The organism is Candidatus Contendobacter odensis Run_B_J11 (assembly GCF_000531125.1).
Taxonomy (GTDB): domain Bacteria; phylum Pseudomonadota; class Gammaproteobacteria; order Competibacterales; family Competibacteraceae; genus Contendibacter; species Contendibacter odensensis.
In genome coordinates this window covers 1-12,812 of the sequence record NZ_CBTK010000287.1, presented here as the reverse complement: position 1 = coordinate 12,812, position 12,812 = coordinate 1, and the positions used below count along the sequence as shown (strand labels likewise).

Sequence of the window (12,812 nt, the reverse complement as noted above, 5' to 3'; positions counted from 1 at the left end):
GGTAAGGAACCTGCTGATCGTCCAGGTAATTCCGAACACAGTCGGGAAGGTTCATGGCGATAGCTCAGGTCGCAGCAACGACCGATAGGGCGAAGAGACGCAATCCATCCCAGGTAAAAAACGTTAAGGGTTCTTAACAGCGACCGTGGGCGTCGTAACGATCTTATGCGGCGTCATTGGCTTGCGAAGCGGATCAAGCGCCGGCTGCGTTCGAACCGGGGACGGTTGAGGACCGCTCCGGGGGCTGGCGCTCTCGTGCTGGATGTCGATCTGCCGTTTGGGCAATTCGGTATAGAAATCGTACTTGGGTTTGACCGGCGCGGGTTCCACCACGGTGACCGGCGCGGCTGGCGACGGCGCGACCCCGTGAGTGTCGCGGTGCTAATCGATGAATTCGGTCAGGACTTGAGTCGGCGGTCGAGATCCGCCTGGGCGAAAAACGCGCTGGCCAGTTTCAGAATCTCGTTGGCGCGACGCAGTTCCTTGACCTCGCGTTCCAGGGCCTTGAGGCGTTCGCGTTCATCACGGGTGACGCCATCATGCCTACCCGTGTCGATCTCCTGCTTCCGGACCCCTTCATGCAGGGTTTGCGGAACGCAGCCGATCTTCGGGGCCATCGATTCAATAGCGGCCCATAGCGATGGATACTCGCCTCGGTGCTCCTGCACCATGCGGACTGCGCGTTCGCGGACTTCGGGTGAATACTTCGGTGTGATCTTCTTGCTCATCATGGCTCCATCTTCTCAGAGTGAAGGAGCCTCCTCAAAACCCGGGGCGATTCACCAAGACTTTCGCTTGACTACCGTATGCAGTGTTCAACTTGGTCAGTAGACCGCTATATAGGGTAGAAAAACCGTCTGTAAGCGAAAGTCCTGTAATTGAATCCGAATCCCACTACCGATTCGGATTCGTGTAGCCCGATAAATTAGTGAGGCAATTTGAAGGACTGGAGTCGCATAGTTGGGCCATACTGGTCGTTAAATCCATACGCAGTAATTTCCACTTGGCCACTAAAACGAACCTTGACCGTAGCCCACGCATAGGTGCGATCATATTTGTTGAGTGGGACTGGCGAATTCGCTGGCGCGTCGAATGGAGAACCTCCTGTTCCGACGATGACCTGCCAAGCGGAACCTTTGGGATTGGCATTGGCACGTGGCTGTGTCATGTTAAAAATGTGCTCGTGCCCACAAAAATAGGTGGCGCCATATTGTTCAATAAGATTCCAGAAAGCATCCCGGCTGGATAGATCAGAGACTGCATCGAGACCGCTAGGCTTATTCAGATCTGCACCAGGGTAGTAGTAGGTGAAGGCCGGTTTATGTCCGAAAACAAAAAAATGTTTGAGGCCGCGCCCTTGGGCGGCGGCCAAATCGTTTCTCAGCCAGTTAACCGGCGCATGGGCATCATTACCAACTGGATCAGTGTTGATGATCACAAAATGCACACCGCGAAAATCGAAGCTGTAAGACAGTTGGGTCTGGTCAGTACTTAAGCTGTCACTCTTTGCATTGTCACTAACGTTCGCAAAGGCTGGCGTTTCTCCAAAGAGAGTTCTGAACCGTGCATTATCGAGAATAAGATCGCCCATATTGGCGCGCCAAGCATCCTCATTAACTTTTAGCGATTTCTTGCCACCTGCTTTCCACTGAGTCTCATGATTGCCAGGCACCGGCACCACATAAGTGCCAGCTTCCATTAGTGGAGCCACCATACCACGCCAGAATGCATATTGTTTATAAAACTGGACTAAATCAGAATTAACGATAGCAGTTACACTCGTGGTGTCTGATGGAACATCCGCTTTGCCATAGCCCATGATCATATCGCCATTAAAAAACAACAGGTCGGGCTTTTGCGCCTGGATAGCTTGCATGATACGCGACCATGCCTTGGAGTTCTGTAACCAAATAGCATCCTGCGAAGTGAGATAACTAGCACCCGTTTCTTCACGGGAATCACCTACTGTAGAGAAAGACAGAATAACCGGGTCTGCCTCAAATGATCCACCAAATTCCCATTCACCATGCTGCTCCTCGGCACCGACGGATTGAAATTGAAAGATGGCAGCCACGCAGATAGTCACAACAAATGCCTGGGTTTGACCACGCCAGGATACCCGAAAGTTCATAAACATAGTTGATTTTCCTCAAAATAGTTCCTCCTGTAAATTTTCCTGTGATTCGCACGACGGGTTGGGTGAGTACAACGCACACCTCTCAGCAAGATCAAAGAGTTAGATGAAGCCGATGTTCTAGCCCAGGCCGCAAATCATCGCCATCACAGGAGAATTTACAGGAGGAATTTTTTCAACTGCCTAATGCACTTGTTTGCGCATTGATGAAATCCCAGTCAGTAAGCTGCATATTGGATGGCAGTTGCAAGTGTTTATTCTTGTTGTTTCTAATAACATATGCCTTTGGAGCAATCCTTAGAATTTCTCGGTCATTACCAGATGGATCATCTCCATAAGATGAATCAATCATGTCTCCTAGCGCATCCTGTGAAACACCCAATACTTCGCAGATTCCGCGTACTTTGCCTCGATCCATGTTGAAGTGGAGAACCTCTCGATCTTTCCAATTGATAACAGATCCCGACACGGCTATTGCATCTGCCTCCCCAGCGTTGAGCATTCCTGCTCGCTTCAGGGCTGAGATGAACCCTTTACCACCCGTATCATAATTTGTGGTAGCAAATACAACTCGGAAGCCGCAATGAATAGATCTTTTGACGTACTCTATAGCACCAGGGAACACCATGTGAAGAATACTCAAAGTGACTTTTTCCGCCTCTTCTTGGACTTCCTTATCACCTACGCCACTCTTCATCAACTGCAGACCCTTTTTCATCATCTTTTTGGATTCCGTATAAGGACAACTCCCCTGTTTCATCCCTGCTTTCCAGTCAGCTACTGCATTGTCAAATTCAGCGGGGGACACCGCAAAATTTCTGGTTACGAGATGCCATATATCAACCCCTGGCATAGTAATTGTGCCGTCAACGTCAAAAAGGCGAATCGATAAATCCATGAGACTTCCTTACCAACGGAGTAATGTTTTTTGCCTAACGGCTTCGTTCACCTGCCGTGCGTAGCACGGTCAGGTGCAACGCCCAGTTAGGCATTGTAGTTACTGAGCATCCTAATGATGTGTTTCGCTAAGCGTTCATTAACTTCTCGATGTCGAGGAACGGGTTGCGATATTTTGGTATGTGGATTTTGATACCAGTCATGGTTGCCACCGTGGCGGATAAAGACGCAGCCTATATCCTCAAGTTTCTTTATTAAATCCTTGCTTTTCACGACACTTCTATCTCAGCGACTCGGCGGATATTCGAGATTGTTCCACTAATTAGCTCCTTATAAATATCAATTAGATTTTTTTTCAATTCTTCTTCTGTTTCACCTTGAGTCCAGTAATCTGGAAATTCATCAAAGTAACCCAACCATATATCTTCATCTTTCCAATAAGTATATTTCTGTTTCATTGTACTACCTCACTAATCGTCATCAACATGTTTAGACATTCCTGCCCCGCGTAGCGGGGTCAGGTGCAAGCCACAGTTAGGCCGGTATTTGAGACTTATGCACTGTACTCTTCTGGAACCGCAACGGGCATTCCGGGCCAAGCCGCGATATTTAAGATGTGTGCTACAAATGTAGTGCGAGCATAAAATGCGCGTGAAATACTTCCATGACCTGCGCCTTTGGTGCGCGGCTGAACAAGAATGCCCATTTTGCCAGTTAAAGACGAAAAGCCACTGGTTTGTAAAGCAGCACGCACAGTTTCATAGTCGGCTTTGACCTGTGCATAAACATGAGGATTGTCGAGATCAAATTCTGCGGCTGTGTGTAGAATAGCAGACGTTTCGTTTACATCTTCAAAAATGTGGCTAACCACAATTTGCTTGCGAAGTTTGGTAAAAAGGTGACTATCCTCAAAATCCTTTGCAAGTACTTCAACCGGATCAAGCATTGTGATCGCCATTGTTTCTTTGACTTTGAGTACTCTATTACGGTCATATTTGAGCGGAACAACTTTTAATTCCCACGAGCCAAAATTAGGCGCAGGCGAAGAATTGAGGGGCAAACCCAAATAACGCTCAATCACATGACCAGTCCAACCTTTATTTTTCTTTCCATCTTTCCAAACTGTGAGGCCATAATAATCGGCCAAAGGACGTAAGTCCTTGCCGGTCAATTCTCTGATGTGAAGAAGTGCTTCTGCTCTTTCCATAATTTAGCCTGTTTCGCCTGCCCAATTCAAAGTTGACTGACTTTCCGAAAGTTCATCTTCAATTCGCTTGACTGCAAGGTCAAGGTAATTTTCATCAATGTCAAAACCCACGAAGCGTCGCCGAAGGCGGGCGCTGATTACTCCGGTCGTACCGCTACCGCAAAACGGATCGAGTACTAAATCTCCGGCATTTGAGGACGCCCGAATAATACGATCAAGCAAAGCCTCCGGCTTTTGCGTGGGATGTTTGCCGAATCGCTTTTCACGCGGCGCGGGCGGCGTGATAGACCAAAGTGATTGCATCTGCTTGCCGCGATTGTCACGTTTCATCTCGTCATAATTAAAGTGATGTTTGGCCTTTTCACCTTTTCGCGCCCACAAAATTGTTTCAGTCGCGTGCGTAAAATAACGGCAAGCAAGGTTCGGTGGCGGATTGATTTTGAACCAAGCAATGTCGTTGAGGATTTTATATCCGAGGGTTTGCATCGCAAACCCAACGCTATAAATATTGTGTGCCGTGCCAGAAACCCAGATTGTTCCGTTAGACTTCAGCAAACGGTAGCATTCACGCAACCAGTCTGTATTAAAACTATGAATATCTTCAAGCGAGGGTGCTTCGTCCCACCTGCCTTTGTTTACACTGACCATCTGGCCGTTTTGACACGTAATTCCACCATTCGATAAAAAATATGGTGGATCAGCAAAGATTAAATCGAAATTTTCGCTGCGCGATTGACGCAGCATAGCCAGCGCATCGCCTTGATAAAGACGAATACCTCGCTCTTCATTCATGAAAAAAGGTTTTGGCGTAGGTTCCAAAACCTCCGTAACCTTCCACTGTGTATCTTCTGTTAATTTAGGCATAGCGGCTTTCTGGAAATCAATGATGATTCTATTTTATCCGAAAGTACGCCTGAATTCGACCGTACTTTTTTTGCGTGGGTACTCAAACTGCCCGTACCAGCACTAACGCCCTGTTTCACCTGCCCCGCGTAGCGGGGTCAGGACAAGCCCTAGTTAGGCGGGCTGATTCAATGTTGGGTTTTCTGAAAAAACTCCAATCCAACCTACTTGGGTTCATGTAGCAGCCCTTTCAAGGTGTAAAAATACAACATTGAAAATCAATAAGTTGAATTTAACCTCGAACTCTCTTCTTAGCCAAACCCGATGTTAGGCCGAGTCGGGTAACAGAGAATCAGACGGTTACGTCAACCATCAACTGAGCACCTTGAAAGGGCTGGTTCATGTAGGCCACTTGTTTATCGTTTAGAAGCCTAATGGCTTCATGATTTCATCAAGCTCACGCCACTTTTTTCCTTTGCTAAAATTTGCTGCAATTCTTGGCTCATATCCTAATTTGAGTATTTGGTGCATACCTAATCGTTTGATTCTTTTTTTAAGTATTGCAAATTGTTTGTTCTCTTCTGCAATCATCCCAGCATAGATGACTACAAACCATTGCTCAACTAATGCTTGATGTTCTACTCTGTAAATTGAAACTAATCTATCTATCAAACTTAAAACATTCTGGTCGATAATTTCGCTTGTTTTATTATAAATTTCAACAAAATCATTATAAACCTTGTCCAGTTCATAATGTTTTGAAATGTTTTTTAAGTCGGTAAAATATTCTGCATCAAATGGTGCTTTTTTTGATCCATTTTCTTCAACGACATAAACACACCAATCGTCAAAGCTTCCACTATCGAAAAGTACTTGCCTGTTGTTTACTAGCTGCTTGATCATTCTGCTCATAATGCATTTTTCCTTTTGAATCATTTTAACTGCATACTTCGATCTAGGAGATGCCTAACGTTTGAATTGAGCCGCGCCGTTAGGCGTCGGCTCGAACGAATGGTTAGCCGTTATTTCGCGGCAGGGCGTAGACCTTCTCGGAACATGGCTCTCTGCGGAATACGACCTCTCGGGTCTCGAGGTACTTGAACCCCAGGCGCTCCAGCAAGCGAATGCTCGGGGTGTTCCGATCATCAGTGATGCCGAGCACGCAAGTGACCCTTGTGGCGGCGAACAGCAACTGGAGAGCCTCTCGCACCGCACGACCCGCAATGCCACGGCCTTGCACTGACGGCTGGAGCGTGAACCCAACTTCCCCTGTGCCTCCGTCTTCGGACAGGTGCAGACCAATGTCACCGACGAGGCGATCAGACTCAGCCTCCGCGATGCCGAGTTGTACCCACTCTCCCAGAGTGAACAGCGGTGCGCGGTTCATCTTCGCGAGGAACTCCAGTGCCTCAACATCGGACATAGACGACCAACCCTGATAGCGGCCAAGTTCAGGCATGGTGCGATAGGCCTGAAACGCCTCTCGGTCGGGCGGGCGCAAGCGGCGGAGGCGGCCTCCAAAGAACTCGCGTGGCAGCAGCGTCTCATGCATGACGGCTAACGCCTTTGCTCACCGGGGCCGCGCCTTGCTGTCCTTTCAATCACCCACAACAATCAATGACGCGGTCTCCGGTGCAGCAACTTGTTAGGCTTTTACTGCGCTCTGGAATAGTGGCTTTTAACAAGAGCATTATCGTAAACCTCTGTGTTTTTATGGATAAGTCTTAATGGCTCAACCAACTTACCAAATAAAGGGATACCGCCACCAAGCAAAATAGGTATTCGTGTAACGATAAGCTCATCTACAAGATTAGCAGCCAAAAAATTTCCTCCTGTAAATTTTCCTGTGATCGGAACTGTGGGGCAGGCAGGTAAAATGAACATGCCTATTGAGATCAATTGGTTGCATTCAGTCAACGCCCTAGCCTGACGCTACCAACCCTCGCCATCACCGGAAAATTTACAGGACCAAAAATTTTGGATAACTATGCCGCCATCTATATAAAGGTTATTAAAGCCTTGTAAATGAATTTTAGAGAGGACTTCATTTGGTGCACCAGAAATAAATTCTATTTTACCCACTAGGTCGGATGGAATATTAGCCAACGTAGAGCTAAGAACGAACACTTTCTTCTCGTAGGGCCATTCACCAAACGTTCTCACCTTTTCGAATGAATGGCGCCCCATGACTAACGCATCAATATTGCTAATAAATTCGGAATAACCATAATCACTATTAGTTGGGTTTGGCTGCTCATGAAGCCACTCAATACCGCCCTCACTCGTGGCAATGTACCCGTCAATACTTGTAGCTATGTACACAAAATTCATAGAGTGATGCTCATTGGTTTTGAAGCCTAACGACCAAAGCTCAGCCACACCGGAGGGATGGCGCGAACGCTGCGCAAGCAGCGGGCGTGACAGCCTGGAGGTGTTGGCTGCAGCGCATGGTTAGGCCCCGGTGTAAGGCTGTTCTGGATTCAGAACCTCGCTGACGTGGCCGGCGACGACACGCCACTTTCCGTCTGCTTCAGCCGCCCAAACTCGCGTGTAACGAAAGGTACCTTCGATCAGATTGCCAGCCACCTCCACGGAGAGCCGAGCCCGTAGGGAGCTTACCGCGACATCCGGCCTGACCCACGAAACCCGAAGCTCCTCGGGTTGATGGCTGCGGAAGCGGAAGAAGCCGGAGCGATGCGCTTCGAGATCTTCTGCCTTTGAGCCGAGCTGGCCATCATGACCGGTGAAAAGGAGATCTGAAGAGATAAGGTGGTCCAAGGCTTCAACGTCACCGGTGAGTTGAGCCGCTCGAATCTGCGCCTCAAGGGCGATGATTTCGGGAGCAGGTTCCCCGAGCAGGACTGCGTTAAGGATCTCCCTGTCTACTTCGAACATTCGGTTTCCTTCAGAGCGTTGCTGTGCGTCGGTCATATCGGTGGGCTAGGGGCCTAACGTTCGAGCTAACCTGCCCGCTACGCCGCTCGCCGTAGCGGGTCAGGTTGAGCGAGGGGTTAGGCGTCAGCGCAGCCAAGCCAGGACTTCGGGTGCGGGTGGGTCTAATCTGGGCTTTGCAGTCACTTCGACTTTCTGACCTGCGTAGGTTGCAAAGCACTCTCGATGTCCATCGAGTGACATGTCGCCCTGACGGGAGTAGTACTGCCTGACCCAAGACAGTAGGAAGGCGAGGCGCTCGTCCTGCTCTGTCTGGGACGAGTACTTGTGCGGTTCCCAAGGCCTGGACTGGCAGTTGGCTACACACTGCTCCTCACCCGGATTCAGGAACACCAACAGTGGGTCACGCGCGAAGGTGATGCTGACGAGTCCGGCGTAGCAACCTTCAACCACCCATTTCTTATGCCTGCTGCAGAAGTCGCCAACCTCTTCAGCAGCCGCTTCCGGAGACCGTGGAACGGCGATCTTGCCGGGTTCCCACGCCACGGTATCCAAGTCCAGCAGCGCCGCACCTGCGGTGCTGGCTAGCCATTGGGCGAGGGTGGATTTGCCGGAGCCTGAATTCCCGAGGATAGCGATTCGCACTTTTTCTGACGCCTAACGTGTAGCTAAGGGGCTGCGCTTTTGCGCAGTCCCGCTTGAGCGCAGGGTTAGATGCCACTCATGCCTCCGATACACTATTAGCGCCGTAAGCAGAACACATGCTGCCGCAATAGTAGCCGGAAACAATACGGTGGCAACCGAATAATTCTCCAATGCTATTACAACGATACTATTGCGCGCGGCAAAAAGTGTAAAGAACAACAGCGACTCAGAATGCGGTTTGGCATTTACCTTTCTAACCGTTGGCCCAAAGCCGAGCAGATCAACAACTGTTAGCACAACTACAGCCCACACGGGGTCGGATGTTAAGTACCAGAGAGGCAACGAAGACATGGCTGCGATAAAGAACAACCAGTCTGTTTTTGTGATTGTGACATCTGCCCGTTTGACGTATGCCAATATGGCGATAAGCATCGTGATGCTCCCAGAAACGCCTATGGGCCATGCGCCAACTCCACCATGCGCTTCAAGTTGAGCCAAGAAAACCACGAAAGTGGTAGTTCCCCATATAACCCAAGAAAATACATGCGGTTTTGCCGCTCCTTGGATGATGCCCCGCACGTACGGATAGAACGCCACAAAAGTGAGCAGTATGGCAACAGCACTGAGAACCTCCTTATAGAGCATGACTTCCCCTGCACTCACCATAAGCCACGACGCTCAATGGTTTGTGGCATCTAACGTTGGAGTTCAGCCGCCGTCGAAGGCGGTCGGCTGGAACGACGGGTTAGCCGTCACTCTCGCACGGCTGGTATGAGTGCTTCTAACGAACGACATGCACCACCGCGATGAATGACAGCATGACAGTTGGCGCACACGACCGCGAGGTCTTCGAGCTTGGTGATGGTAGGCGCCGTGGCGTCAGCAAGTGGACGTAGATGATGAACATGCGCGAAGCCTGCTGCGATTGACCCATAGATTGACTCGAAGTCAAAGCCGCACCCTGGCACTTCGCAACGAATGCGGCCATCAACGCTATTGGCACGAGCATGTTCGAGTTTCGCGGCGCGCAGCGCGCGCTCCCGTGCCCGATGACTTACGAATCTGCGCCTTTGCTCGCCTTCCATTGCGCCGAGTTCAGGGTCACCTCTGCCGAGGCCCTGGTCTTCCTTCCCGAGATGTGCTGCCCATGCCTCAGATAGCGCGGCCGCCACGAGCTCGGGAATCGAGTTTCCTGAAGCCTGTGCATCAACCTGCACTTCTGCCAAGGGTCCGGAGACGTGTGCGCGAACATCCAGTGGCTGTGACTCGGCGGGATTCAACAATGCATCGGCGGCAAACATGATGAAGAACGCCTGTTCTCCCGTTGCTGCACGACCTGTGTCCCAGTGGGGGGCTGCGAATGGTGCTTTGGTCACCCAACCAGAGGCGACGATGCCTTTCGGTTCTACGCCTTGACGTAGTAAGAACACCCTTGAACCTACCGCGATTGAGCGGGAGTTGCCGCAACTCCACCGTTGCTCGATGGGAAGTCCGTCGGCAAGTCGGCGAGCGACATCCGGCAGGTCGTGCCACCTCCAGTTCTTTGGGTTCCACGTGAGCAGGTAGGCGGGCATGTTTTGTTGTGACGGCTAACGTTTGAATTCACCGGACTGCGCGGCTTTATGCGCAGGTCCGCTGGAATGATGGGTTGGGCCACACGCTTTCACTGTGACCCGCCGTTCGTTCGCCAATGCACCCATGTCCCTGCCCATGCGGCAAGCGGCAATTCGACAAAGCCCCACGCGATGGTAGCTACGGCAATGGGTGCTGTAACGAAGCCCGCAAGCAGCATTCCCCACTGCACCCAAGCCCAGACGAGGAACCACACACAAAGGCCCGAGACGATGCTGGCGCGATTGGGGTCTGGAAAGGCGAGCCTGAAAGTGACCGCCAGCCAGACAGAAAAGATGCCGAGGAGCAGCAGCTTAAGCACTCCTTGAGCTGCAACGAGCGGGGTTGGTTGCGGAAGGGTAAAACGCAAAAATAGATTGGCCCATTCGTCAGCGAGTACTACCAAATTCAGGACTGCTTCACCGGCGATGATGATGAGTCCGGCAGCAACGCCGCCGGCGAGTAGTGGAAACGGTTTCATGAAGAGCTCCGATTTCTTTCTGCTTCCTCAAGAGCAAGCAACAGGCTGGTCCTTTCATTCTTGGCGATGTCTCTCCAGTGCTCGCCGGTGAGCAATCCCTCCAGCCCCCACAAAAAGTTCAGGCTGGGCTTGAAATTCAGGCTAGGGTTTTCTCTGGCAGCGCGCTTAACCATCACATAGGCGCGCACGGAACCAAGCTCACGAAATTGCGGTAGCGAAGTGATCCCAGCGGCACGCAGCATTTCACCTGATTTCGGGCCGATGCCGGGAAATAGCCTTCCATTCTCAGCAGCCATGCAATGTTTCCTTCTGCGCCGAGGAAACTGGGCGCGACATGACGAATAGACTAATTAGTGAGGTGGCTCGATTGCGCATGAGATTGAGAGGCCCAACGCCCGCTTCACCTGACGCCCGTAGGGCGGTCAGGTGCAAGTCACAGTTAGGCTTTATCATTATCGAGATGAATAAATTGTTTGTGTGCTTTTTCAAGAGATTTATATTTTTTTATAAGATCAAGATATTTTTCTTCGGTTATTTCTTTATCACTTAAAATTGCTTCAGACATCATAATGTGATGCAAAACAAAAAGGTCTAACGGAGGGATTGATGCGGATTGGTCTTTTTTTATTATAAATTCCCATGTTTGTTTATAGTCTTCAATAGCCAGTTTTACCGCTAGTTCTTTTCTGTGCTTTTTTTCTTCCGACTCTTTATTCGTCTTATTGATAAAAAACGTAACAGCGCCGGTAACGACTCCTCCGAATATGGCGCTTAAAAAAGGTATCCACAAAGCCCAGCTTGGCACTTGACTTAACATGAGGTAACTCCTAGTGAATGATTATGTTCCGGCAGAATACTTATTGATTAGTTTTTTTCTTGCAATCGTCAGATATTGCGCCGGTTGTTTTGGTGTTGTATGGCTGCTAAACCGCCTAACACCTGAATTAAGCCGCGCCGCGCCGCGAAGCGGCATCGGCTTGAATGAATTGTTAGGCATCATCCGGTCGCTCCCAGTGAAGGAAAAACCGTCGCACAACAAGAAAAGCCAGCCCAGCGCCAAGATCTCCGAAGAGCCAACTATCTTGGCGATTGCGTGCGACAAACCACAGCAGAAAAAACTGCAATGCAAAAAAGGTTGCATTGAACTCAAGGGCACCATGCCACCGTAGGTGTCTCTCCGTACAGCGGCAGCGGCTCGAATACAAATCTGACACCCACCAACTCACGCAAAGGCTTGCAAAGATTGCAACCACATACCAGCCCTTTCAAGGTGCTCAGTTGATGGTTGACGTCACCGTCTGATTCTCTGTTACCCGACTCGGCCTAACATCGGGTTTGGCTAAGAAGAGGGTTCGAGGTTAAATTCAACTTATTGATTTTCAATGTTGTATTTTTACACCTTGAAAGGGCTGCAACCACATACCAAAGGCTCATGAAATTTCTCCCTGATGCCTAACGACTCGCTTCACCTGCCCCGCGTAGCGGGGTCAGGTGCAAGCCACAGTTAGGTTAGGTTGTGAAGGTTTAGTTACCCATAAAAGTAAAGTCTGAGTTCTTCATTTACAACTCTACTTCCATTGGAGCTAGTAAATATCTAAATTTGTGTTCGTTATTTATCTGGGGAAGATTTACAGAAGATATAAGCCAACCTCGATGCATTAGTGTACCCGTGCCCGTAAATGATGATGGACTAGCTACATTACCATTTACCCAAAATAACTTAGGATCAAAATTAGTTGGTAAAGTTATCTTCGTTCCTTCAATTTCTTCGCTTATTGGTTCAATACTCAAGTACTCGCTTATTGCTTTTTTGCAATTTGTATGCACTATACGTGCGGCTGCACCAATTTCAGCATCAGAATAAGTGCTAATATCTTCTTTTAAGAAATCTATTAATCGTCCTTCTTGCTGAAAAATGGCTAGAAATAGTAAAGGTGAATCCGGCGAAATACTTTCTATTTTTAATATTTGAGTTTCCTTTGTAGGTTCTGTATTTTCATCAACTAATTTAGAAGAAGTGCTGGGATTCTCATCATTATTTTTATAGCAATCATTTACAGGTTGTGGAATTTTTCAACACACCCTTCTGAAAAATTTATAGT

Annotated in this window: 19 protein-coding genes, 1 pseudogene and 1 other annotated feature; of the genes and pseudogenes, 1 reads left to right on the top strand and 19 read right to left on the bottom strand. The window is 49.2% G+C overall.

Annotated features, from left to right (window positions below):
• Window positions 1-339 precede the first annotated feature (339 nt).
• Window positions 340-444 (bottom strand) — a sequence feature (AL1L pseudoknot).
• The 18 genes and pseudogenes from BN874_RS18315 to BN874_RS18235 all read right to left on the bottom strand — a co-directional run.
• Window positions 385-728: pseudogene (locus BN874_RS18315) on the bottom strand (transposase); the annotation flags it as partial. (Overlaps the previous feature by 60 nt.)
• A gap of 197 nt (window positions 729-925) precedes the next feature.
• Entirely contained in the window at window positions 926-2,137 is a 1,212-nt protein-coding gene (locus BN874_RS18310) for a metallophosphoesterase family protein (RefSeq protein WP_034435786.1), read from the bottom strand.
• Window positions 2,138-2,309: 172 nt separating this feature from the next.
• Window positions 2,310-3,032 (bottom strand): HAD family hydrolase, encoded by a 723-nt coding sequence (locus BN874_RS18305; protein ID WP_034435784.1) that lies wholly within the window; start codon window positions 3,030-3,032, stop codon window positions 2,310-2,312.
• 86 nt (window positions 3,033-3,118) lie between these two features.
• Window positions 3,119-3,304 (bottom strand): type II toxin-antitoxin system HicA family toxin, encoded by a 186-nt coding sequence (locus tag BN874_RS23930; protein WP_081756508.1) that lies wholly within the window; start codon window positions 3,302-3,304, stop codon window positions 3,119-3,121.
• Window positions 3,301-3,489, bottom strand: coding sequence for a type II toxin-antitoxin system HicB family antitoxin (locus BN874_RS18300; RefSeq protein ID WP_034435782.1), 189 nt, complete (start codon window positions 3,487-3,489; stop codon window positions 3,301-3,303). Before BN874_RS18300 ends, BN874_RS23930 begins: the two co-directional genes overlap by 4 nt.
• Before the next feature lie 95 nt (window positions 3,490-3,584).
• Window positions 3,585-4,238 (bottom strand): MutH/Sau3AI family endonuclease, encoded by a 654-nt coding sequence (locus BN874_RS23925; protein ID WP_081756507.1) that lies wholly within the window; start codon window positions 4,236-4,238, stop codon window positions 3,585-3,587.
• A gap of 3 nt (window positions 4,239-4,241) precedes the next feature.
• A complete protein-coding gene (locus tag BN874_RS18285; protein ID WP_034435781.1) occupies window positions 4,242-5,030 on the bottom strand; it encodes a DNA-methyltransferase in 789 nt (262 codons plus the stop codon).
• Window positions 5,031-5,504: 474 nt separating this feature from the next.
• Window positions 5,505-5,993 carry a DUF7004 family protein gene (locus BN874_RS18280; protein WP_034435779.1) on the bottom strand — a complete coding sequence of 163 codons (489 nt, stop codon included), beginning with the start codon at window positions 5,991-5,993 and terminating at the stop codon, window positions 5,505-5,507.
• Between the two features lie 103 nt (window positions 5,994-6,096).
• Window positions 6,097-6,633: a GNAT family N-acetyltransferase gene (locus tag BN874_RS18275; protein ID WP_051498043.1), complete on the bottom strand. Its 537-nt coding sequence runs from the start codon at window positions 6,631-6,633 to the stop codon at window positions 6,097-6,099.
• A gap of 101 nt (window positions 6,634-6,734) precedes the next feature.
• Window positions 6,735-6,965, bottom strand: a complete 231-nt coding sequence (locus tag BN874_RS24765; protein WP_154725018.1) for a dihydrofolate reductase family protein — start codon at window positions 6,963-6,965, stop codon at window positions 6,735-6,737.
• Between the two features lie 48 nt (window positions 6,966-7,013).
• Window positions 7,014-7,412, bottom strand: coding sequence for a dihydrofolate reductase family protein (locus BN874_RS18270; RefSeq protein WP_051498042.1), 399 nt, complete (start codon window positions 7,410-7,412; stop codon window positions 7,014-7,016).
• A gap of 120 nt (window positions 7,413-7,532) precedes the next feature.
• A complete protein-coding gene (locus BN874_RS18265; RefSeq protein ID WP_051498041.1) occupies window positions 7,533-7,976 on the bottom strand; it encodes a nuclear transport factor 2 family protein in 444 nt (147 codons plus the stop codon).
• A 123-nt stretch (window positions 7,977-8,099) separates the two neighbouring features.
• The gene (locus BN874_RS18260) at window positions 8,100-8,618 is read right to left on the bottom strand and encodes a P-loop NTPase family protein (protein WP_051498040.1); all 519 of its coding nucleotides are present in this window, start codon (window positions 8,616-8,618) and stop codon (window positions 8,100-8,102) included.
• Between the two features lie 12 nt (window positions 8,619-8,630).
• Window positions 8,631-9,263 carry a hypothetical protein gene (locus BN874_RS18255; RefSeq protein WP_051498045.1) on the bottom strand — a complete coding sequence of 211 codons (633 nt, stop codon included), beginning with the start codon at window positions 9,261-9,263 and terminating at the stop codon, window positions 8,631-8,633.
• A gap of 107 nt (window positions 9,264-9,370) precedes the next feature.
• Window positions 9,371-10,192, bottom strand: coding sequence for an HNH endonuclease (locus tag BN874_RS22940; RefSeq protein ID WP_051498039.1), 822 nt, complete (start codon window positions 10,190-10,192; stop codon window positions 9,371-9,373).
• Between the two features lie 89 nt (window positions 10,193-10,281).
• Window positions 10,282-10,710, bottom strand: a complete 429-nt coding sequence (locus BN874_RS18245; protein ID WP_034435775.1) for a hypothetical protein — start codon at window positions 10,708-10,710, stop codon at window positions 10,282-10,284.
• Complete coding sequence (locus BN874_RS18240) at window positions 10,707-11,006, bottom strand: TfoX/Sxy family DNA transformation protein (RefSeq protein WP_034435773.1); 300 nt, start codon at window positions 11,004-11,006, stop codon at window positions 10,707-10,709. The genes BN874_RS18245 and BN874_RS18240 overlap by 4 nt, the downstream gene beginning before the upstream one ends.
• Window positions 11,007-11,149: 143 nt before the next feature.
• The gene (locus BN874_RS18235; protein ID WP_034435771.1) at window positions 11,150-11,527 is read right to left on the bottom strand and encodes a hypothetical protein; all 378 of its coding nucleotides are present in this window, start codon (window positions 11,525-11,527) and stop codon (window positions 11,150-11,152) included.
• 13 nt (window positions 11,528-11,540) lie between these two features.
• Between BN874_RS18235 and BN874_RS18230 the strand changes: the two genes are divergently transcribed.
• Window positions 11,541-11,879, top strand: a complete 339-nt coding sequence (locus BN874_RS18230; protein ID WP_034435769.1) for a hypothetical protein — start codon at window positions 11,541-11,543, stop codon at window positions 11,877-11,879.
• Between the two features lie 391 nt (window positions 11,880-12,270).
• Here BN874_RS18230 and BN874_RS26550 read toward each other — a convergent pair whose 3' ends face one another.
• Entirely contained in the window at window positions 12,271-12,660 is a 390-nt protein-coding gene (locus BN874_RS26550) for a DUF2760 domain-containing protein (protein WP_420886150.1), read from the bottom strand.
• Window positions 12,661-12,812 lie beyond the last annotated feature (152 nt).

What these genes read in the sequence shown, in the direction of transcription:
- BN874_RS18310 (WP_034435786.1), bottom strand. Translation starts at nt 2,137, where the DNA reads ATGTTTATGAACTTTCGGGTATCCTGGCGTGGTCAAACCCAGGCATTT.
- BN874_RS18305 (WP_034435784.1), bottom strand. Translation starts at nt 3,032, where the DNA reads ATGGATTTATCGATTCGCCTTTTTGACGTTGACGGCACAATTACTATG.
- BN874_RS18300 (WP_034435782.1), bottom strand. Translation starts at nt 3,489, where the DNA reads ATGAAACAGAAATATACTTATTGGAAAGATGAAGATATATGGTTGGGT.
- BN874_RS23925 (WP_081756507.1), bottom strand. Translation starts at nt 4,238, where the DNA reads ATGGAAAGAGCAGAAGCACTTCTTCACATCAGAGAATTGACCGGCAAG.
- BN874_RS18285 (WP_034435781.1), bottom strand. Translation starts at nt 5,030, where the DNA reads ATGAATGAAGAGCGAGGTATTCGTCTTTATCAAGGCGATGCGCTGGCT.
- BN874_RS18280 (WP_034435779.1), bottom strand. Translation starts at nt 5,993, where the DNA reads ATGAGCAGAATGATCAAGCAGCTAGTAAACAACAGGCAAGTACTTTTC.
- BN874_RS18275 (WP_051498043.1), bottom strand. Translation starts at nt 6,633, where the DNA reads ATGCATGAGACGCTGCTGCCACGCGAGTTCTTTGGAGGCCGCCTCCGC.
- BN874_RS24765 (WP_154725018.1), bottom strand. Translation starts at nt 6,965, where the DNA reads ATGTTCATTTTACCTGCCTGCCCCACAGTTCCGATCACAGGAAAATTT.
- BN874_RS18270 (WP_051498042.1), bottom strand. Translation starts at nt 7,412, where the DNA reads ATGAATTTTGTGTACATAGCTACAAGTATTGACGGGTACATTGCCACG.
- BN874_RS18265 (WP_051498041.1), bottom strand. Translation starts at nt 7,976, where the DNA reads ATGTTCGAAGTAGACAGGGAGATCCTTAACGCAGTCCTGCTCGGGGAA.
- BN874_RS18255 (WP_051498045.1), bottom strand. Translation starts at nt 9,263, where the DNA reads ATGCTCTATAAGGAGGTTCTCAGTGCTGTTGCCATACTGCTCACTTTT.
- BN874_RS22940 (WP_051498039.1), bottom strand. Translation starts at nt 10,192, where the DNA reads ATGCCCGCCTACCTGCTCACGTGGAACCCAAAGAACTGGAGGTGGCAC.
- BN874_RS18245 (WP_034435775.1), bottom strand. Translation starts at nt 10,710, where the DNA reads ATGAAACCGTTTCCACTACTCGCCGGCGGCGTTGCTGCCGGACTCATC.
- BN874_RS18240 (WP_034435773.1), bottom strand. Translation starts at nt 11,006, where the DNA reads ATGGCTGCTGAGAATGGAAGGCTATTTCCCGGCATCGGCCCGAAATCA.
- BN874_RS18235 (WP_034435771.1), bottom strand. Translation starts at nt 11,527, where the DNA reads ATGTTAAGTCAAGTGCCAAGCTGGGCTTTGTGGATACCTTTTTTAAGC.